We start from the raw sequence: 18,169 nt of genomic DNA, 5'->3' as shown, positions 1-18,169 counted from the left end.
GGAGCCCGCCATGGCACTGCAATCGCTGGACATCGTGCGCCGCTCGGCCACCACCACGCCGTCGCCGCAGGTGCGCGAAGCACACACGGGCGAGGTGGCCAAGCTCATCGACGTGACCAAGTGCATCGGCTGCAAGGCGTGCCAGGTCGCATGCATGGAATGGAACGACCTGCGCGACGAGATCGGCACGTGCACCGGCCACTATGACAATCCGGCCGACCTCAGCGAGCACAGCTGGACGCTGATGCGCTTCACCGAGCATGAAACGGCCGGCGGCGATCTCGAATGGCTGATCCGCAAGGACGGCTGCATGCACTGCGCCGACCCCGGCTGTCTCAAGGCGTGCCCCGCGCCCGGCGCGATCGTGCAGTACGCGAACGGCATCGTCGATTTCCACGAGGAGAACTGCATCGGCTGCGGCTACTGCGTCACCGGCTGCCCGTTCGATGTCCCGCGCATTTCCAAACGCGATGGCAAGGCGTACAAGTGCACGCTCTGCTCGGATCGCGTCGCGGTGGGGCTCGAGCCTGCGTGCGTGAAGACGTGCCCGACCGGCGCGATCGTGTTCGGCACCAAGGACGACATGAAGCAGCACGCCGCGGAGCGCATCGAGGATCTCCGCTCGCGGGGCTTCGAACAGGCCGGTCTCTACGACCCGGCCGGCGTCGGCGGCACGCACGTGATGTACGTGCTGCACCACGCCGACCAGCCGCAGCTCTACGCAAACCTGCCGGCCGAGCCGAAGATCAGCGCTATGGTCGGCCTCTGGAAGGGCATGAGCAAGCCGCTTGCGCTGTTCGCGATCGCGGCGACCGCGTTCGCCGGTTTCCTCCACTACATCGGCATCGGCCCGAACGAGGTCGACGAGGACGACGAAGCCGCGGCCCGCCGCGAGATGGAGGAACCGCGATGAACGCGCAGAGGCCACCGCTGATCGTCCGGTACCGCGCCCCGACGCGGATCAACCATTGGCTCGTCGCGATCAGTTTCGTGCTGCTCGCGCTGTCGGGGCTCGCGCTGTTCCATCCCGCGCTGTTCTGGCTCTCGGGCCTGTTCGGCGGCGGCACCTGGACGCGCATCCTGCATCCGTTCATCGGGGTGTTCATGGCCATCGCCTTCGCCGTGCTCGCAGCCACGGTCGGCCGCGCGAACCGCCTCGAGCGGCGCGACGGCCAGTGGCTGCGTGGCTGGCGCGACGTCGTCGCCAACCGCGAGGAGAACCTGCCCGAGGTCGGTCGCTACAACGCCGGGCAGAAACTGCTGTTCTTCCTCATCGTGCTCTGCCTCGTCACGCTGCTGCTGTCGGGGATCGTGATCTGGCGCGCGTACTTCTCGCTGCTGTTCCCGATCGGGCTGGTCCGCCTCGCCGCGGTCGCGCATGCGGTCGCCGCGACCGTGCTCATATGCGCGATCGTCGTGCATGTCTACGCGGCGATCTGGGTCAAGGGCTCGGTGCGCGCGATGACGCGCGGGACGGTGTCGCCAGGCTGGGCGTGGAAGCACCATCACGCCTGGTTCCGCGACGTGCTGCGTGGCTGGGGTCGCGAGTAGCGTCGCAAGAAATCGCTGGACCGCCGCGCGCGCTGCGGCGAGGATAGCGCGAGTGCCGTGACCGGACCCGCCATGCCGCAGCGCATCCTCGAACCGGGCCAGATCGAAAGCGCAGGACAGCGTTCGACGCCACGCGTTCGCCTGCCCGCGCGTGAGCGCCTGTTCACGCGCCGGGCAGAGCGGCTGCGCGAACGCGCGCAGGGCCATGCGCTCGCCGACTACCTGCGCCTGCTCGCGATGGTCTGCGACGTACAGCAGCAAGCGCTCGGCGGCTTCACGCCGGCGCCGCCATCGGCCGATCGCCTAGCGCGCGCGAGAAAGCACGCCATGCCGCCGCTGCTCGCGACGGATTGGCCGCGCGATCCGCATTGGCGCGGCGTCGTGCACGCGATCGCCGTGGCACTCGCGTCGGCCCGCGCACCGGCGGCGGTCGGCGCGCTCGGCGCGCGCCTGCGCGACGCGCCGGAGGCGTGGCTCGAAGCGCAGGCGGACGCGCTGCTCGGCGTGCGCGAGGACGCCATCGACGTCGCCGCCGCGCCGTTCCTGATGGCCGCGCTGCAGGTACTCTTCGTCGCCTCGACCGGCGCGTTCACGGCCGCCGATGTGTCGCCGCTCGACGTGCGCACGGTCTGTCCGCTGTGCGGCAGCGCACCGGTCGCGAGCGTGGTGGCCGGGCAGGGAGCCCAGGCCGGCCAGCGCTTCCTGCATTGCGCGCTGTGCGCGACGGAATGGCACCGCGTGCGCGTGCAGTGCACGCACTGCGGCGCGGGCGGCAAGGACGTCGCCTATCGAACGCTCGCACGAGGGGACGCGGTCGACGACGTCGCCGCGGCCGATGCCGAGGCAGTGCGTGCGGAGACCTGCGACGCCTGCCGCAGTTATCGCAAGATCCTCTACGAGGAGCGCGACACTGCGGTCGAGCCGGTTGCCGACGACCTCGCGAGCCTCGCGCTCGACCTGCTGCTCGCCGAAGAGGGCTATCACCGCGCGAGCGGCAATCCACTGCTCCGGCAGGGCGGCGGATGAGCGCGGCGACGGACGCGCTGGAAGCCTCCGCCATGCCGGGCGACATTCCCGCGCTCGACCGCCTGCTGCACGACGACGCGTTCGCCGACCTGCTCCGCATTTACGGTCGCACCGAGCTGACGGCGGTACTGCGCGATGTGCTCGACCGGCTGCGCGCGCGCATCGTCGCCGGTGCGGTTCCGAAGGAAGCGGCGAGCCCCGCGTCGATCGCCGCCACTGCCGCGACTGCCCTCGGCGAGCGGCATCGCCGTGGCCTGCGCCGCGTGTTCAACCTGTCCGGCACCGTGCTGCATCCGAACCTCGGGCGCTCGCTGCTGCCGCAGGCGGCGGTCTATGCGCTCGCCGAGGCGGCGCTCGCGCCGGTCAACCTCGAATTCGACACGGCCACCGGCATGCGCGGCGACCGCGATCGCGTCGTCGAATCGTTGCTGTGCGAACTCACCGGGGCCGAGGCCGCGACCGTCGTCAACAACAACGCGGCCGCGGTGCTGCTCGCGCTCGCCGCGCTCGCGAACCGGCGCGAAGTGATCGTCTCGCGCGGCGAACTCGTCGAGATCGGCGGGTCGTTCCGCATTCCCGACGTCATGCGCACCGCCGGCGCGCGCCTGCGTGAAGTCGGCACGACCAACCGCACCCATCCAGCCGATTACGCCGATGCGATCGGTCCGCGTACCGCGGCGCTCATGAAGGTGCACACGAGCAACTACCTCGTGACCGGCTTCACCGCGAGCGTCGACGTCGCGGCGCTCGCGGCGATCGCGCATGGGCGCGGGTTGCCGCTCGTCGTCGACCTCGGCAGCGGCAGCCTCGTCGACCTCGGCGCGTTCGGCTTGCCGCGCGAGCCGGTCGTGCGCGACGTGATCGCCGCCGGCGCGGATCTCGTGACCTTCAGTGGCGACAAGCTGCTCGGCGGTCCACAGGCCGGCCTCGTCGTCGGCAAACAGGCGCTCGTGCAGCGAATCAAGCGCCATCCGCTCAAGCGCGCATTGCGGGTCGGCAAGCTCACGCTCGCCGCGCTCGAGCCCGTGCTCGCCCTGTATCGCGCGCCCGAACGGCTCGCCGCGCAGCTGCCGACGCTGCGTGCGCTCACGCGCACGGCGGCGGCGATCGAGGCACAGGCGCTGCGCCTCGCGCCGATGCTGGCCGGCGCGCTCGGCGCACGTTGCGACGTCGCGATCGCCGCGATGGAAAGCCAGATCGGCAGCGGCGCATTGCCGACGTCCACGCTCGCGAGCCACGGCTTCGTCATCCGCATGCGCGGTCGCGGCGGCCTCGACCGCCTCGATGCGGCATTGCGCGCGCTGCCGCGCGGCGTCGTCGGCCGCATCGCCGGCAAGGCGCTGAGGCTCGACCTGCGCTGCCTCGACGAGGCCGACGAGGCGGAGTTCCTCGCGCAATTCGCGCAACTGCGGCCATGATCGTCGGCACCGCGGGCCACATCGACCACGGCAAGTCGACGCTCGTGCGCGCGCTCACGGGCGTCGATACCGACCGCCTGCGCGAAGAGAAGGAGCGCGGCATATCGATCGAACTCGGCTATGCCTCCCTGCCGCTCGACGACGCCCTCGATGGCGGTCCCGTGCTCGGCTTCGTCGACGTGCCCGGCCACGAGCGCCTCGTGCGCACGATGGTCGCCGGAGCGAGCGGCATCGAGTTCGCGCTGCTCGTCGTCGCCGCCGACGACGGCGTGATGCCGCAGACGCGCGAGCACGTCGCGATCCTGGATCTCCTCGGCGTCGGGGCCGGCGCGGTCGCGATCGCCAAGGCGGATCGGGTCGATGCGGCGCGCGTGGAGCGTGTTCGCGCGGAGATCGGCGCGTTGCTCGCGCCGACCGCGCTCTGCCGCGCATCGATGTTCGCGCTCGATGCGCGCGATCCCGGCGAGGCGGGCGTGCGCGCGCTGCGCGAACATCTCGTGCAGGCGGCGCGGGCCGCGCGCGCGCGTCGCAGCGACGCGTTCTTCCGGCTCGCGGTCGATCGCGTGTTCAGCCTCGCCGGCCACGGCACGATCGTCACGGGGACGGTGCATGCCGGCGAGGTGCATGTCGGCGATTCGCTCCTCGCGATGCCTGCCGGGTTGCCCGTGCGCGTGCGCGGCCTGCATGCGCAGAACCGCGAGGCAAGTACCGGCCGGCTCGGGCAACGGTGCGCGCTGAATCTCGCGGGCATCGAGAAGGGCGCGCTTTCCCGCGGCGACTGGATCGCCGACGCACGCGCGCTCGTCGCGTCGACGCGCATCGACGTGCGCCTGCGGGTACTCGGCGCGACGCGCGCGCCCTGGCCCGACTGGACGCCGGTGCACGTGCATCTCGGCACGGCGCGTCGGACCGCCCACGTCGTCGGCCTCGACGATGCAGGTGCCGACGGTTCGCGACGCGTGCAACTCGTGTGCGATGCGCCGATCTGCGCCTGCGCCGGCGATCGCTTCATCGTGCGGGATGCGCAGGCGCGCACGACCCTCGGCGGCGGCGTCGTGCTCGATGCCGACGCGCCGGCCCGCCGGCGGCGCAGCGCGGAGCGATTGGCCCAACTCGACGCGATCGAACGCATGCTCGCGGGCGATGGCGTCGCCGCGCTCGTGCGCGCGGCACCATCGGGCATGCGCCTCGCGGAACTCGAGCGGCGCGCGGGTCGCGTGCTGGCGGCGAGTGACCTGGGCGGCGACGCGCGCGCATTGGGCGGCGGTACGCAGCGCCTCGTCATCGGCGAGGCGAACTGGCAGGCACTGCGTGATGCCGTCGTGCGCGTGCTCGATGCCCATCATGCGGCGGCGCCCGACGATGCGGGGATCGACCGAGGACGGCTGCGTCGAATCGCCGTTCCGACGCTCGCCGACGACGCGTGGCGGCCGATCGTCGACGAACTCCTGCGCGAGGGGGCCATCGGCTGCCGCGGGCCGTGGCTGCACCGTCCCGGCCATCGGATCGAGCCGAACGAAGCCGAGCGCGCGCTCGCCGCGCGGATCGAGCCCATGCTGCTCGCCGCGCGCTTCGATCCGCCGTGGGTACGCGATCTTGCCCTGCAGCTGGGCGCGCACGAGGACGACGTGCGACGAACCCTGCGCAAGGTCGCCGCGCAGGGCCGATGCCACCAGGTCGTGCGCGATCTCTTCTACGCGGACGCCTGCATGCGCGAGCTCGCCGACGTGTTGCAAGGGCTCGCGATGTGCGACGGCCCGGTCGGCGCGGCCGCGTTCCGCGACGCAATCGGGCTCGGCCGCAAACGCGCGATCCAGATCTTGGAGTTCTTCGACCGCGTTGGCTACACTCGCCGCGTCCGCGATGCGCACGTATTGCGCGGCGACAGCGGATGGATCGGTGAACGCGACGTCGATGCGAAGGAAGGCATGCGCATCCGGTGATGCGGCTGGGCTTCAAACCCAGTGGGGGGCGTCAGCCGCTTCCCGGTAGGTTCGACTCCTGCTGCCTTCCGCCATGGCTTTTGCGATCGTCCGTGATCGCGGCTTGGTTGATGCGTCGGAAGCAGGGTGTCGGCCGATGGATTCAGGGGTCCAAACGTCGCCATCCCTGGCCGCACTTCTCAGATGAAGCACTCTCCGATGGTTTCGGGTACAGCGCGCTCCGAACGTCACTACTCCGATTTATTGCGTACCGCGCGCCGCCGACAACGATCGGCATGGGTCGGGATTGCGTGTTGACCGTGCGCGTCTTCTCATGTCGCCTCGGTCGCGGTGATGCGATAGGTGAACGATGCCGGGTCGAGGCTGTCGAGGCGGCGGCCGCCGCTTCGGCCCTGCGGGTACATGAGGAACGGCAGCGGGCGTCCCTGTGCGTCGGGCAGGATCACGTCGTGGCCGTGGTTGTAGACGATCCAGTTCATTTCCCACGCCCCGAACATCGACGCGCGTGCGGCGCGGCCCTTCGGGCTGTCCAACGCGCTGCCACCGTCTTCCTCGAGCACCACCTTGCGCACGTCCGCCGGGTCGACCGGGATCCAGCCGTGTTCTTCCGCGTAGAACTCCGCGCGGCAATGCTGGGACTTGCTCACGTCGCCGATGCGGCCGAGGCACTGGTAACCGAGGCGCGACGCGGCGATGCGCACGCCATAGGCGTCGCGCGCGGGTATCGCCGAGGCGCGCGCGAGCGCGACGAACAGCGCGTTGATGTCGGCGCACTTGCCCCCTAGATGGCCGCTTTCGAGCATGCTGGCGACGTCGCCGACGCCGCAGCCGGGCACGCTCGCATCGCGATTGGTGTTCTCGACCACCCATTCGTAGATCGCGCGCGCCTTCTGCACGTCCTCGTCGTGGCCCGCGGTGATGCGGCGTGCCGTGTCGGCGACGATGCCATCCGTCGGCAGCAGGCGAGTGGGGCGAAGGTAACCCTGTAAAGCCCGGCGCGTCTCGGTGCGACGGCGCGTCGCGAGGCGATCGCCGGGCGCGGCGAACCGATCACGTGTCTGCACGCGGGCGGCCAGCGTGACGGGCCCGACGTCGCCCCGCGGCCACTCGACCGCGAGCGCGCGGACGTCGTAGCCCGGGAGATCGACCAGCCGCGCGTGCGCGCCGGGCGCGTCCCAATGCAGCGCGAGCACGCGCTGATAGTCGCCGGCTTCGTACAGCGGTACCGGCAGCCAGACCTGCGTCGGCCCCGCCGGAGCGGCGATGTCGACGCGCGTGACGACGTCGAAGCTGCGCCAGCCATGGGCGGCGGAGGCCGGGCGGATCGCCAGTGCGGTTGGAGCAAATGCTGCACAGGCCAGAAGATCGCGGCGCTTCATCGGCGGCTCCTCGTGCGGGACGCGGAAAACGGCGTTCTGATGCACTATACGACCGCCTCCAAGGCCACGACAGGAGCCGTACCGTGACATCGACCAAAGTAGGGGCCGACGTGCGCCTGACGTCGCTCTCGCACGGCGGCGGCTGCGGATGCAAGATCGCGCCGGGCGTGCTCGCCGACCTGTTGCGCGAGTCGATGCCGCCGCAGCATGCGGCCTTGCTGGTCGGGCGCGAGACTTCGGATGATGCGGCGGTGTTCCGCCTCGACGACACGCGCGCGATCGTCGCGACCACGGATTTCTTCATGCCGATCGTCGACGACCCGTACGACTTCGGCCGCATCGCCGCGACCAACGCCTTGTCCGACGTCTATGCGATGGGCGGCGTGCCGTTGTTCGCGCTCGCGATCGTCGGCATGCCGATCAAGGTCCTGCCGCCGGAGACGATCCGCGAGATCCTGCGCGGCGGCGAAGCCGTCTGCACGGCCGCGGGCATTCCGATCGCGGGCGGGCACAGCATCGATTCAGTCGAGCCCATCTACGGGCTCGCGGCGATCGGGCTCGTCGATCCGCGCCGCATGAAGCGCAACAGCGACGCGCGGCCCGGCGACGTGCTCGTGCTCGGCAAGCCGCTCGGCGTAGGCATCCATTCCGCCGCGTTCAAGAAAGATGCGCTCGACGCCGCGGCCTATCGCGAGATGGTCGAGGTGACGACGCGGCTCAACGACGTCGGTCCCGCGCTCGCCGCACTCGACGGCGTGCACGCGCTCACCGACGTGACCGGCTTCGGTCTGCTCGGGCACCTGGTCGAAGTCTGCCGTGGCTCGGGCGTGCGCGCGACGGTGCGCATGCGCGACGTGCCGTTGATGAGCGCGACGATGGCACTCGCCCGAGGCGGCCATGTCACCGGCGCATCGCAGCGCAACGCGCGTTCGTTCGACGGCGAGGTCGGGTTCGGCGCGGGCGTCGACGCCGTAGCACGGGCGGTGTTGTTCGATCCGCAGACCTCGGGCGGGCTGCTCGTCGCGTGCGCGCCGGAGGCGGCAGCGGACGTGCTGCGCACGTTCCATGCGGCCAGCTTCGCCGGCGCCGCCGCGATCGGCGAGTTCGCCGCCGGCAGCGGCGTCGCCGTCGATTGAGGCCTCAGCGGGGATCGTCGATCGCGAGCACCGAGGTCGCGTCGCCCTTGCGCCGCACCCGTGCGATCGGCGCGCCGTGCACGAGGAAGTAGACGTTCTCGGCGATGTTCGTCGCGTGGTCGCCGATACGCTCGAGGTTCTTCGCCATGAAGAGAAGATGCGTGCACGGCGTGATGTTGCGCGGGTCTTCCATCATGTAGGTGAGCAGCTCGCGGAACAGCGCGGTGTACCGTTCGTCGAGTTCCTCGTCGCGCGTCCAGGCATCGAGTGCCTTGTCCGCGTCGTAGTCGCGGTAGGCGTCGAGCACGTCCGCCACCAGCGACTGGGCGATGCGCGCCAGGCGCGGCAACGCCGCGACGAGTTGCACCGGCGCCGACTGGTTCAGGACGATCGACCGCTTGGCGACGTTCGCGGCGTAGTCGCCGATGCGCTCGATGTCGGTCGCGATGCGCAGCGCGGCCAGGATCTCGCGCAGGTCGCGCGCCATCGGTTGGCGCAGCGCCAGCAGGCGCACGACGTCGTGGCTCACTTCGTGTTCGAGCGCGTCGATCATCGCGTCGTCGTGCACGATCTTCGCCGCCGCGTGGCCGTCGCGTGCGATCACGGCGTCGACGGCCGCTGCAAGCTGCGCGAGGGCGAGCCGGCCCATGCGTTGCAATTCGCCGGTGAGGCGCCCGAGCTCCTCGTCGTAGCTCTTGACGATATGGTCGTGGGTCTGCGGCGTCGTGTTCATGCGGTGGCCTGTGGTCGATCGTCGTCGGACGCGTGGGGTCAGCCGAATCGGCCGGTGATGTAGTCCTCGGTGTGCTTCTTCGCCGGCTTGGTGAACAGGTGTTCCGTTTCACCGAACTCGACCAGCTCGCCGAGGTACATGAATGCGGTGTAATCGGAGCAGCGCGCGGCCTGCTGCATGTTGTGCGTGACGATCGCGATCGTGAACTCGTGCTTCAATTCAGCGATCAGCTGCTCGATCTTGCCGGTGGCGATCGGATCGAGCGCCGATGTCGGCTCGTCCAGCAGCAGTACTTCCGGTCGCAGCGCGATCGCGCGCGCAATGCACAGGCGCTGCTGCTGGCCGCCGGAGAGGCCGAGCGCGCTTTGCCCGAGCTTGTCCTTGACTTCGCTCCACAGCGCGCCCTGCACGAGCGCCTGCTCGACGCGCGCATCCATCTCGCGTTCCGAGAGCTTCTCGTGGTGGCGGATGCCGTAGGCGATGTTGTCGTAGATCGACATCGGGAACGGCACCGGCTTCTGAAACACCATGCCGACCTTGGAACGCAGGCGGTTGAGCGGGAAGCGCGGGTCGAGAATATTGTCGCCATCGAGCAGCACTTCGCCTTTCGCCTGCAGCTTCGGGTAGATCGAGTAGATGCGGTTGAACACGCGCAGCAGGGTCGATTTGCCGCAGCCGGACGGGCCGATCAGCGCCGTAACGCGCTTTTCGGCGATCTCGAAGTTCACGCCCTTCAATGCGTGGAAGCCGTCGTAGTAGAAGTCGAGGTTGCGCGCGGCCATCTTCGGGCGCGCCCGGGTGGTTGGAGCGGCCGCAGCGGCGGGAGCCGCGGTCGGAGCGACGGCGAAGCGGGCGTCAGTCATGGCTGGCCTTGTTGCGCAGCAGGATCGCGCGTGAGAGGAAGCTGAGCAGCAGCACGAACAGCGTGACGACGAACGCGCCGGCCCAGGCGAGTGCGTGCCACGAGTCGTACGGGCTCATCGCGTACTGGAAGATGACCACCGGCACGCTCGCCATCGGCTGCGACACGTCGTGCGTCCAGTACTGGTTGTTGAGCGCGGTGAACAGCAGCGGTGCGGTCTCGCCGCTGATGCGCGCTAGGGCGAGCAACACACCCGTGACGATGCCCGGCAGGGCGGCGCGGTAAAGTACTTGCACCGTCACCTTCCACTGCGGCACGCCGAGCGACAGCGCCGCTTCGCGCATCGTGCCCGGCACGAGCTGGAGCATTTCGTCGGTCGTGCGCACGACCACCGGCAGCACGATCAGCGCGAGCGCGAGCGCGCCGGCGTATCCGGAGAAGTGGCCGCTGCTGCGCACGACGAGCGTGTAGACGAAGAGGCCGAGCACGATCGACGGTGCGGACAGCAGGATGTCGTTGACGAAGCGGATCGTCTCGCCGATCGGGTGCTTGCGCGCGTACTCGGCAAGGAAGGTGCCCGCGGCGATGCCGACCGGCGTGCCGATCAGGATCGCGCCGAGGCTCATCACGGTGCTGCCGAACAGGGCATTGGCGAGGCCGCCGTCGGAGCCGGGTGGCGGCGTCATCTGCGTGAACAGGGCGGGCTTCAGGGCGGCGAGGCCGGTGCGCAGGGTGGTCCAGAGGATCCACACGAGCCAGAACAGCCCGAACAGGGTGGCGAGGCCGGACAGGCCGAGCGCGATCGCGTTGCGAATGCGCCGTTTCCGGTAGAGGCGGTCGGACACCGCGTACCCAGAGGCATTCACGTCGCACCCTCCGCGCGGGACAGGCGGCGCAGCATGAGTTTCGCCGCGGCGAGCACGAAGAACGTCACGATGAACAGCAGGAAGCCGAGCGCGATCAGCGACGATCGATAGATGTCCGAATCGGCTTCGGTGAATTCGTTGGCGATCGTCGCGGCGATCGAGTTGCCGGGCATCAGCAGCGACGCGGTGAGCTGGTGCGCATTGCCGAGCACGAAAGTGACCGCCATCGTTTCGCCGAGCGCGCGCCCGAGGCCGAGGAAGACGCCGCCGATGACGGCCGAGCGCGTGTACGGCAGCACGATGTGCCAGACGACTTCCGTGGTGGTCGAGCCGAGCGCGTAGGCGGACTCCTTGAGGCGCGTCGGCACGGTGAGGAATACCTCGCGCATGACCGACGAGATGAACGGGATCACCATGATCGCGAGCACGATGCCCGCGGTGAGCATGCCGATGCCGAGCGGCGGCCCGGTGAACAGCGGGCCGATGAGTGGCAATGCACCGACATGGTCGTTCAGCCATGGGCTCACGTATTCGCCCATCAACGGCACGAACACGAAAAGGCCCCACATGCCGTAGATGATCGAAGGAATGCCGGCGAGCAGCTCGATCGCGGCACCCACCGGTCCGCGCATCCAGCTGGGTGCGACCTCGGTGAGGAACAGCGCGATGCCGAAGCTGACGGGCACGGCGATGATCATCGCGATGAGGGCGGTGACGAGCGTGCCGTACACCGGCACGAGCGCGCCGAAGCGATGGTTGACCGCGTCCCACTCGGTCGAGAGCAGGAACCCTGCGCCGAAGGTCGAGAACGCCTCGCGTCCGCCCCAGAGCATCGATAACGCGGCTCCCGCGAGCGCGAGCAGGACGAAGATGCCGGCGCCGGTGACGAGCCAGCGGAACGCACCGTCGGCGCGCGCGTCGCGCGCGTTGCGGCGGTCCGCGTCGACGATCGCGGCGGTCAGCGTCGGGGTGATGGCGCGGCTCGTGGCGGCCATGTGTCTTCCGGATTCACGATAGCGAGGACGGCGCGGAGGCGGCGGAGTGGGGATGGCGCGAACGGCGACGTGGACCGCCGCGCCATCCCTTCCGCACCTTTCCGGCGAAAGGATCCGTACGACGGTCGTCAGAGCTTGATCTGCGCCGCCCAGTAGGCTTCGATCTGTTCGGTAAGGCCCTTCGGCAGGGGCACGTAGTCGAGTTCTTCGGCCTGCTGGCCACCGTTTTCGTAGGCCCACTTGAAGAAGTCGAGCGCGGCCTTGGTGCCGGCGCTGTTCTTCGGCTGCTTGTAGACGAGGATGAAGTTCGTCGCGGTGATCGGCCAGGAGTTCTCGCCCGGTGCATTCGTGATGACGAGGAAGAAGTCCTTCGCGTTCTTCCAGTCGGCGCCCGCGGCGGCGGCCTGGAAGCTGGCCAGGCTCGGCTGCACGAACTGGCCTGCGGCGTTCTGCATGGCGGCATGAGTCATCTTGTTCTGCAGCGCGTAGGCGAGTTCGACGTAGCCGATCGAACCCTTGATCTGCTTCACGTACGCGGCGACGCCTTCGTTGCCCTTGCCGCCGACGCCGGTCGGCCACGACACGGCAGTGCCTTCACCGACCTTCGCCTTCCACTCCGGCGACACCTTCGAGAGGTAGTTGACGAAGTTGAACGTGGTGCCCGAACCATCCGAACGATGCACGACGGTGATCGCAGCGTCCGCAAGCCTGACGTCCGGATTGATCTGCGCGATCGCCGGGTCGTTCCACCGCGTCACCTTGCCCTGGAAGATGTCGGCGAGCAGCGGTCCGGTGAAACGGAGCTTGCCCGCGTCGACGCCTTCGATGGTGACGACCGGCACGACGCCGCCGATCACGGACGGGAATTGCGCGAGGCCTGCATCTTCGAGTTCCTTCGGGTCGAGCGGCTTGTCCGACGAACCGAAGACGACCGTGCCCGCCTTGATCTGCGCGATGCCGCCGCCCGATCCGATCGACTGGTAGTTGATCCTGTTGCCGGTCGCGTTGTTGTAGCTGTCCGACCACTTCGCGAGGATCGGATAGATGAACGTCGCGCCGGCGCCGGTGATGTCGGCGGCCTGCGCGGACGCGGCGCCGATCACGCTGGCGAGACCGGCGGCGACGAAGCGGGACTTGATCGAGTTGAACACGCGGGACTCCTCACATGGAAAGGCGGAGCGGCATTGAGCCGACGCCGCGCTTTGTAGGCCCGCGCGATTGCAGAACGATGAGGGTTTTATGACGGAAAGGTTTCACGCACGGCGTACACGGCCGAGCCGGACGCCGATATCGTGCCTATTCAGGAATTTGCGTCACCCGGCATCGATGGCCGGGTCGAGACCGATGTTGCAATCAGTCGCTGCCGATCGTGTCCGGGCCGTCGCCGGTGGTCTTTTCGTAGCGGCCCTTGCCGACCTTGCGATACTGGGTGAAACCGTGTTTCGCGACATGGTCCTCGCGCAGCAGGTGCGCGCCGCCGACGGCCACGGCCGGCGCGCCGATGACGCGTCGTACCGGCTTGCCGCATGCGGTGCAATGCGTGAGCGGCGTGTCGGACAGCCGTTCGAGGCGCTCGAAGCCGTAGCAGCAGAGCGCGCAGCCGGGCGATTCGAGCGGGACGTATTCGTGGATCGGCATGGCTCGATGGAGATGCGCCCTCGATGCCCCGGTATCAAGCGACCCGCGCACGCGGCCGAGGGTCGCCGGGGCAGGCTTCAGGATTTCGTGACCGTCAGTTCGTACGATGACGCGGCGCCCTTGGCCACTGCGCCTTGCGTCATGAACACGTGGATGATGTAGGTGCCGTCCGCGGTCGGCTTGACCGTCATGCGGGTGCGGCCCTCGCCTTCGCGCTGCGGGGCGCCGGGGGCGAAGACGCTGAAGAAGGTCACCTGGCTCTTGCCGTCGTCGACCGCGACCGCGTAGCTGTCGCCAGCCTTGAGGTCGACGGCGTAGTTGCGCACGACGTCCTTGGGTGCCTTGAATTTCCCCTTGGAGGTGGCGTGCGCGCCATCCTTCCCGAACTTTAGGAGCTGCGGCGCGGCTTCCTTCGCGGCGTCCTTGGCGGTTGCCGCGAACGGCACGGCGAGCGCGAGGCTCGCGACGAGGACGACGATTCGGCGGCGGATGGGCGAAACGGGCATGGCAGGCTCCGGATGAGGATGGCAATGATCAGGCGAAGGCAGGCATCGCGCGCGCGGATTCTTCGAGTCGCCGCCAGCGATTGACGATGTCGCAGAACAGTTCCGCCGTGCGCTCGGTGTCGTAGACCGCCGAATGCGCCTCGCGCGGGTCCCAGGCGCGGCCGGAGGCCTCGACGGCACGGCTCAGCACGGTCTGGCCGTACGCGAGGCCGGCGAGCGACACGGTATCGAAGCAGCTGAAGGGATGGAACGGGCTGCGCTTGTGGTCGGTGCGCCGGATCGCCGCATTGAGGAACGCGAGATCGAACGCCGCATTGTGGCCGACGAGGATCGCGCGCTGGCAGTCGCTCTCGCGCATCGCCACGCGAATCGGCCGGAACACGAGGTCGAGCGCTTCCTTCTCATGCAACGCACCGCGCAGCGGATGCGTCGGGTCGATGCCGGTGACCTCGAGCGAGCGCGGATCGAGCAGCGAGCCGGCGAACGGCTCCACGTGGGTCGATACGACCGGATCGGCGTGCACGATGCCGCGGTCGTCCATGCGGATGGTCGACACCGCGATCTCGAGCAGGGCATGGCGCTCGCTGTCGAAGCCGCCGGTCTCGACGTCGACGATCACCGGGAGGAAGCCGCGAAAGCGCTGCGCCATGCGAGTGGCGGACGGGGAACTGCTGGTCATCCTCGCAGCATAGCAAGGCGCAACGGTGGCTGCCGCCGCGAGCGTCCGCGCACGCCGTTCAGGGCGTGCGCCACGCGCCTTCAGGCGAGCCGGATCGCCGGCGACCGGCGAGCGCCAGCAGCAGCGCGAGCACGAGCAGGGCCACGCCGAATTTCGGCAGCAGCATGAGGAACGGCACGCCGAGCACGGCCGAGGCGAGCGACCACGCGAGCGGATCGTCGATCGCGCGTCGCGCCTCGCCCGTGCCGAGCAGGCGCGAAAGGAGATGATCGAGGCTGAACTTGCCCGCGCCGTTGAACACGAGCGGCAGCAGCATCACCACGAACAGCAGCGGCAACTTGAAGTTGCCATGGCCCATGTCCTTGATCGCGTAGCCCTTGGCGAGGTCGCTCCACATCGACCACATGTCAGGCCAGTGCACGGCAGCGGTCGCGACGAACGTGACGAAGAGCAACGCGAATGCGGCGACGCGCGTTCCGAGACCGAGCCAGAGCAGCAGCGCGCCGAGGATCTCCGTCCAGGTCGACAGCGTCCAGCTGAAACCGGTCGGCAACTGGTCGAACGGAAACGGAAATCGCTGCTGGATGTCGGCGAACCAGTTTTCGCCACGGAGCTTTTCCAATCCCGATTCCCAGAATTCCCAGCCCATGATCAGGCGCAGCACGAACGGAGGCAGGGTTTCGCCGGCGCCTTCCAGGCGCGCGACCAACAGGTTCCAGCTGTGTGTGGAGCGTGCAAGGACGGGGTTCATCGAGGGCCTCCGGGCAGCAATTCGCGTCGGTGTGCGTGGACGACGCGCGAATGACCGGGTCCCCGCGCATTCGCTTTCGGGCGGGCGATCGCGCGCCAATTGCCTGCGCGTGCGGGCGGTAGGCCTGCCGGGCGCGCTTGCCCGCCGCCGACCGGCGCCGGTCGTGGACATCGCTGAACGCCGTGCGACGCGCGCAATCCGCGCCGCTTGCGGCGTCAGCGGGCGGCAGAGTAGTGTCGGACGCGGTGGCCGTTCCGGCGCGAGGAGGGAGACGCTCATGCTCTGGCAGAAGTCGCGGCGCAGCGACAACGTGGTCGAGGACGAAGGCGGCGGTGGCGGCGGCGGGTTCGGCGGCGGGCGCGGGCTTGGCCTCGGCGGCATCATCCTCGTCGTGATCGTGAGCCTCATCTTCCACAAGAACCCATTGGAGATCCTGCAACTGATCGGTGGCGGCGTCGGCGACGACGGCGGCAGTGCGCAGCAGCAGGTCGCACCCGCTGGCAACGACCAGCAGACCGATTTCGTGCGTGCGGTGCTCGGCAGCACCGAGGACGTCTGGGGCGACATGTTCCGCGCGAGCGGCCAGCAGTATCCCGCTCCGCGCCTCGTGCTGTTTCACGGCGCGGTGCAGTCGGCCTGCGGTGCGGCGTCCGCCGCGATGGGGCCGTTCTACTGCCCGGGCGATCGCCAGGTCTATCTCGACCTCGCCTTCTTCCAGGAAATGCAGCAGCGCTTCCATGCCGCGGGCGACTTCGCGCGCGCGTACGTGATCGCGCACGAAGTCGGGCATCACATCCAGAACCTCATCGGCGTCATGAACCAGGTCGAGCGCGCGGCGCAGGGCGGCCAACCGATGCAGGGAGCCGACGGATTGTCGGTGCGACAGGAATTGCAGGCCGACTGTTTCGCCGGCGTATGGGCCAACCATGCACAGGCGAAACTCAACTGGCTCGAGCAGGGCGACGTCGAGGCGGCGCTCAACGCGGCCAACCAGATCGGCGACGACACCCTGCAACGGCAGGCGCGCGGCTACGTCGTGCCGGACTCGTTCACGCATGGCAGTTCGGCCGAACGCGTGCGCTGGTTCCGCACGGGGTTCTCGTCGGGCAACCTCAAGAGCTGCGATACGTTTGCCGCCACGCAGCTGTAGCGCGGCGAACACGCGACGTTCGTGGGAGCGACGGTTGGGTAGGGCGGCGCGAGCCGCCGTGCGGCGCCGCGGAGCGATGAAGGCGGATCCGCCGCTGCGCGCCTTGGTCCGCCCTACGGGCTCTCCAAAAACCAGAAGTGCCGCGCGTGGCCGTGGGCGGCGGCAGCCGCGATGCTCTCGCCGCGGCGGGCAGGGGCGACTCCTGTGAGCACGGATTGCGTCAGCGCGCCTGCGCAGGCGGCTTGCGCACCGGTAGCGGCACGTTGCACAGGCTGATTTTTCCCGCCGGCACCTTGTACCAGTCGTCGCGACGGTTGCGCCGTGACTCGATCAGCGCGGTGAACGTGGACGTGTCGGTGCGCAGCAGTTCGAGCGGCGTGCGCTCGGCTTGCGGCACGTCGGCGGCCAGGCGCACCGACTTTATCGGCAGGCGCTGGTCGGGCTTTTCGTAGAAGCCGAGCGGGCCGGTGCCGCGCGGCAGGCTTGCGAGCAGTTCCATGCCTTGCACGACGCGCCCGACGAGCGCGATGTTGCGGTCGAGCTGGCGCGGCTCCTGACCGATGACGACGTAGAGTTCGGCGCCGCTGCCGCTGTCCACGCCGTTGTCGCGGCCGGCGCCGACCATGCCATAGCAGTGCGCGAGCCAGGTCTTGCCGGCCTGCGGATCGCGCGCGGCCGGCATCCAATGCGAGAAGCCGACCTCGGCCGCGTAGACGTCGCCGTCCGGCAGGCGCGTGAACGGCAGGTTCGGCGCGATCGCGCGCTCGAATTCCGGCGCAACGGTGCGGCGCGCCTGGCCGAACGGACGCGCCTTCGCGGGGTCCTCGGCGTCGGGATCGCCCCACTGCGTGACGAAGTTGTCCTGCACGCGCAGGATCGCGAGGCCGTCGAAATAGCGCGCGCGCACCAGCGTGCGGATGTTCGCCGAGTGCAGCGGCGCGAACGCGGGCGCGAGTTCGATTACGACGCGGCCGCCCGGCAGGTCCAGGTACAGCGTGTCGTTCGGATCGGGGCGGCGCCAGTCGGACGGTTTCGAGGCTTCGAGCACCTGCTGCATCGTGACCGGCTTGGCCGGTGGCTCGACTGAGTGGGCGTTCGAGGCGAGCCCGGCGACCGAGGCGAGGATCAGCGCGGCAAGCATCTTCCTGGCGATGGACCGATGGGGATTCGCGCGAGCATACCGTCCCGCGCGTCGGCCCGACAAAGCATCAGACACGGATCAATGCGGATGGGCGTGAATGGAGATGCCTGGTGATCCGCGTCGATCCGCGTCCGGTCTTTTGCCTTGCTTACGGCGGCTCGGACTCAGCCGTGGAAGCGCCGGATGAACGCGCGCACGTCGTGGTAGACCGCATTGCGCCAGCGGCGTCCGCTGAAGATGCCGTAGTGGCCGGCGCCGGCGACCTCGATGTGCGCATGACTCGCCGCCGGGATGCCGCGGCACAGGTCGTGTGCGGCGCGCGTCTGGCCGAGGCCGGCGATGTCGTCGAGCTCGCCCTCGATCGTCAGCAGCGCGGTGTCGGTGATCGCCTCCGG

General features: G+C 69.3%; 18 protein-coding genes, 1 tRNA gene and 1 pseudogene. 8 read left to right on the top strand and 12 right to left on the bottom strand.

Going from position 1 to position 18,169, the window contains the following annotated elements:
• Positions 1–10: 10 nt before the first annotated feature.
• The 6 genes from fdxH to ACTHK2_RS08710 all read left to right on the top strand — a co-directional run bounded on the left by fdxH (position 11) and on the right by ACTHK2_RS08710 (position 6,012).
• A complete protein-coding gene (gene fdxH, locus ACTHK2_RS08735; RefSeq protein WP_440245319.1) occupies positions 11–913 on the top strand; it encodes a formate dehydrogenase subunit beta in 903 nt (300 codons plus the stop codon).
• A complete protein-coding gene (locus ACTHK2_RS08730) occupies positions 910–1,551 on the top strand; it encodes a formate dehydrogenase subunit gamma (protein WP_440245318.1) in 642 nt (213 codons plus the stop codon). Before fdxH ends, ACTHK2_RS08730 begins: the two co-directional genes overlap by 4 nt.
• 57 nt (positions 1,552–1,608) lie before the next feature.
• Positions 1,609–2,577 (top strand): formate dehydrogenase accessory protein FdhE, encoded by a 969-nt coding sequence (gene fdhE, locus ACTHK2_RS08725; RefSeq protein ID WP_440245317.1) that lies wholly within the window; start codon positions 1,609–1,611, stop codon positions 2,575–2,577.
• Complete coding sequence (gene selA / locus ACTHK2_RS08720) at positions 2,574–3,995, top strand: L-seryl-tRNA(Sec) selenium transferase (protein WP_440245316.1); 1,422 nt, start codon at positions 2,574–2,576, stop codon at positions 3,993–3,995. The genes fdhE and selA overlap by 4 nt, the downstream gene beginning before the upstream one ends.
• The gene (gene selB / locus ACTHK2_RS08715; protein ID WP_440245315.1) at positions 3,992–5,938 is read left to right on the top strand and encodes a selenocysteine-specific translation elongation factor; all 1,947 of its coding nucleotides are present in this window, start codon (positions 3,992–3,994) and stop codon (positions 5,936–5,938) included. Before selA ends, selB begins: the two co-directional genes overlap by 4 nt.
• Positions 5,917–6,012, top strand: a tRNA-Sec gene (locus tag ACTHK2_RS08710). Before selB ends, ACTHK2_RS08710 begins: the two co-directional genes overlap by 22 nt.
• A 237-nt stretch (positions 6,013–6,249) precedes the next feature.
• On the opposite strand, the gene ACTHK2_RS08705 is transcribed toward ACTHK2_RS08710, so the two are convergent.
• Positions 6,250–7,317 carry a transglutaminase-like domain-containing protein gene (locus tag ACTHK2_RS08705; protein WP_440245314.1) on the bottom strand — a complete coding sequence of 356 codons (1,068 nt, stop codon included), beginning with the start codon at positions 7,315–7,317 and terminating at the stop codon, positions 6,250–6,252.
• A gap of 83 nt (positions 7,318–7,400) precedes the next feature.
• On the opposite strand from ACTHK2_RS08705, the gene selD reads away from it, so the two are divergent.
• On the top strand, positions 7,401–8,453 hold the full coding sequence (selD, locus tag ACTHK2_RS08700) for a selenide, water dikinase SelD (RefSeq protein WP_440245313.1): 1,053 nt from the start codon (positions 7,401–7,403) through the stop codon (positions 8,451–8,453).
• A gap of 4 nt (positions 8,454–8,457) precedes the next feature.
• Here selD and phoU read toward each other — a convergent pair whose 3' ends face one another.
• The 9 genes from phoU to ACTHK2_RS08655 all read right to left on the bottom strand — a co-directional run bounded on the left by phoU (position 8,458) and on the right by ACTHK2_RS08655 (position 15,483).
• Positions 8,458–9,186, bottom strand: coding sequence for a phosphate signaling complex protein PhoU (gene phoU, locus ACTHK2_RS08695; RefSeq protein ID WP_440245312.1), 729 nt, complete (start codon positions 9,184–9,186; stop codon positions 8,458–8,460).
• A gap of 38 nt (positions 9,187–9,224) precedes the next feature.
• Positions 9,225–10,049 (bottom strand): phosphate ABC transporter ATP-binding protein PstB, encoded by an 825-nt coding sequence (gene pstB, locus ACTHK2_RS08690; RefSeq protein WP_440245311.1) that lies wholly within the window; start codon positions 10,047–10,049, stop codon positions 9,225–9,227.
• A complete protein-coding gene (gene pstA, locus ACTHK2_RS08685) occupies positions 10,042–10,914 on the bottom strand; it encodes a phosphate ABC transporter permease PstA (RefSeq protein ID WP_440245310.1) in 873 nt (290 codons plus the stop codon). The genes pstB and pstA overlap by 8 nt, the downstream gene beginning before the upstream one ends.
• Positions 10,911–11,909, bottom strand: a complete 999-nt coding sequence (gene pstC, locus ACTHK2_RS08680; protein WP_440245309.1) for a phosphate ABC transporter permease subunit PstC — start codon at positions 11,907–11,909, stop codon at positions 10,911–10,913. The genes pstA and pstC overlap by 4 nt, the downstream gene beginning before the upstream one ends.
• A 128-nt stretch (positions 11,910–12,037) precedes the next feature.
• Positions 12,038–13,060: a phosphate ABC transporter substrate-binding protein PstS gene (pstS, locus tag ACTHK2_RS08675; RefSeq protein WP_440245308.1), complete on the bottom strand. Its 1,023-nt coding sequence runs from the start codon at positions 13,058–13,060 to the stop codon at positions 12,038–12,040.
• Positions 13,061–13,262: 202 nt separating this feature from the next.
• Positions 13,263–13,547 (bottom strand): FmdB family zinc ribbon protein, encoded by a 285-nt coding sequence (locus tag ACTHK2_RS08670; protein ID WP_440245307.1) that lies wholly within the window; start codon positions 13,545–13,547, stop codon positions 13,263–13,265.
• Positions 13,548–13,624: 77 nt separating this feature from the next.
• Positions 13,625–14,053 carry a hypothetical protein gene (locus tag ACTHK2_RS08665; protein ID WP_440245306.1) on the bottom strand — a complete coding sequence of 143 codons (429 nt, stop codon included), beginning with the start codon at positions 14,051–14,053 and terminating at the stop codon, positions 13,625–13,627.
• Positions 14,054–14,081: 28 nt separating this feature from the next.
• Positions 14,082–14,732, bottom strand: coding sequence for a ribonuclease T (gene rnt / locus ACTHK2_RS08660; RefSeq protein WP_440245305.1), 651 nt, complete (start codon positions 14,730–14,732; stop codon positions 14,082–14,084).
• 58 nt (positions 14,733–14,790) lie between these two features.
• Positions 14,791–15,483 (bottom strand): HvfX family Cu-binding RiPP maturation protein, encoded by a 693-nt coding sequence (locus ACTHK2_RS08655; protein ID WP_440245304.1) that lies wholly within the window; start codon positions 15,481–15,483, stop codon positions 14,791–14,793.
• Between the two features lie 277 nt (positions 15,484–15,760).
• On the opposite strand from ACTHK2_RS08655, the gene ypfJ reads away from it, so the two are divergent.
• Positions 15,761–16,633 (top strand): KPN_02809 family neutral zinc metallopeptidase, encoded by an 873-nt coding sequence (gene ypfJ, locus ACTHK2_RS08650; RefSeq protein WP_440245303.1) that lies wholly within the window; start codon positions 15,761–15,763, stop codon positions 16,631–16,633.
• 220 nt (positions 16,634–16,853) lie between these two features.
• On the opposite strand, the gene ACTHK2_RS08645 is transcribed toward ypfJ, so the two are convergent.
• Together ACTHK2_RS08645 and ACTHK2_RS08640 are read right to left on the bottom strand one after the other, a co-directional pair.
• Positions 16,854–17,774 (bottom strand): peptidylprolyl isomerase, encoded by a 921-nt coding sequence (locus ACTHK2_RS08645; RefSeq protein ID WP_440245302.1) that lies wholly within the window; start codon positions 17,772–17,774, stop codon positions 16,854–16,856.
• Between the two features lie 164 nt (positions 17,775–17,938).
• A pseudogene (locus ACTHK2_RS08640) lies at positions 17,939–18,169 on the bottom strand (polyhydroxyalkanoate depolymerase); the annotation flags it as partial.

Source organism: Dokdonella sp. (assembly GCF_051958935.1).
Lineage (GTDB): Bacteria > Pseudomonadota > Gammaproteobacteria > Xanthomonadales > Rhodanobacteraceae > Dokdonella_A.
Note: the sequence above shows the minus strand (reverse complement) of the source record. Positions and strands in the feature narration are given on the sequence as shown.